The sequence below is a fragment of the Kitasatospora sp. NPDC059327 genome (genome assembly GCF_042752535.1).
Classification (GTDB): Bacteria; Actinomycetota; Actinomycetes; order Streptomycetales; family Streptomycetaceae; genus Kitasatospora.
The window spans coordinates 1-1,434 of the sequence record NZ_JBHYYB010000254.1 but is presented as its reverse complement, the minus strand read 5'-3'; the positions used below and the strand labels follow the sequence as shown (position 1 = coordinate 1,434).

Genomic DNA, 1,434 nt, shown 5'->3' with positions numbered 1-1,434 from the left:
CAGAAATGCGAGAGCGTCCGCAAGTACGGGCACGAGGCCATCACCGACCACTGGCGGTTCAACGGCGGCCTCGCCACCCACTGCCACCTGGCGGCCGGCACCGGCCTGGTACTCGTCCCCGACGACCTGCCCGCCGAGGTCGCCGCACCCGCGAACTGCGCCACCGCCACCGTCGTGTGCGCGGCCCGACGCACCGAACTCACCGCCGGCGACAGCGTCGTGGTGATCGGCTGCGGAATGCTGGGCCTCACCGCGATCGCCTACGCCCGCGACATGGGCGCCCGGCACGTCATCGCCTGCGACCTCGACGCGGGCCGGCGCCACCTGGCGCTGGAGTTCGGCGCCAGCGTCGCCTGCTCCCCCGGCGCGCTGGAGACAGCCGTCAAGGAGTTCGGCTCCGACGTCATCTTCGAACTGTCCGGCCACCACAGGGCCGTCCAGTCGGCCCTGGACCTCGTCGGACTGGACGGGCGCGTGGCACTCGTCGGCTCGGTGTCCCCCGGGCCACAGGTGGCCTTCGAGCCCAACACCTTCGTCCGCAACCTCACCCGCGTGGTCGGCAGCCACAACTACGCCGTCGAGGACCTCGCCGAGGCCGTCGACTTCCTCGTCCGCACCCCGATGCGGGACCGGTTCGCCGAACTCGTCCCGGCCTCCTTCCCGCTGACGGAGATCGACGCGGCCGTCGCCGCGGCCCGCACCGGCGCCGCTCCCCGGATCGCCGTGCACATGGCCTGACACCCCGCACCGACACCCCCGTCCCTCCCCCGGGGACCTCACCCGGCCCGACCGACCGGGCACCGCCCGGTCGGTCGGCCCAGGCCACTCCCCGCCCTCCCCTCATGCCACGGAGCCCTCCATGTCGAACCCGCACCCCGAGCACCTGCTCAACCACATCGCCGGCCGCTGGTCGCCCTCACTGACCGGGCAGGTGCGACCGAACCTGAATCCGGCGAACACCACCGACGTGATCGGCGAGTTCACGGAATCGGGAGCCGCGGACGCCACGGCCGCCGTCGACGCGGCGGCCGCCGCCCAGCGCGACTGGGACGCGATCGGGCCGATCGAACGCGCCAAGGTGCTCCGCTCCGCCGCCACCCTGATCACCGAACGCGCCGAACTGTTCGCCGAGGCGATCACCAGGGAACAGGGCAAGCGGCTCTCCGAAGGCCGGGGCGAAGTCGCCCGCTCCCTGACCATCCTGGACTTCACCATCGGCGAGGCCCGCCGCATCAACGGCGTCACGACACCGGCCGAGGAACCCCGCACCGTCGCGATGACGTTCCGACGCCCCCTCGGCGTGGTCGGGCTCATCACCCCGTGGAACTTCCCGGTCGCCATCCCGATGTGGAAAGTGGCCCCCGCCCTGATCGCCGGCTGCACGGCCGTCCTGAAGCCCTCGCCACTGACCCCCTGGACCTCGGCCCTGCTGGT

At 72.7% G+C, this 1,434-nt stretch carries 2 protein-coding genes; both read left to right on the top strand.

Features of this window, described 5'->3' with window-relative positions; genetic code table 11:
- Positions 1–738 (top strand): zinc-binding dehydrogenase (locus tag ACFXHB_RS44820; protein WP_380583000.1); only part of this gene is annotated, 738 nt, incomplete at its 5' end.
- A 121-nt stretch (positions 739–859) separates the two neighbouring features.
- Positions 860–1,434, top strand: a 575-nt coding sequence (locus ACFXHB_RS44815) for an aldehyde dehydrogenase family protein (RefSeq protein ID WP_380582998.1), incomplete at its 3' end; no start/stop codon positions are given.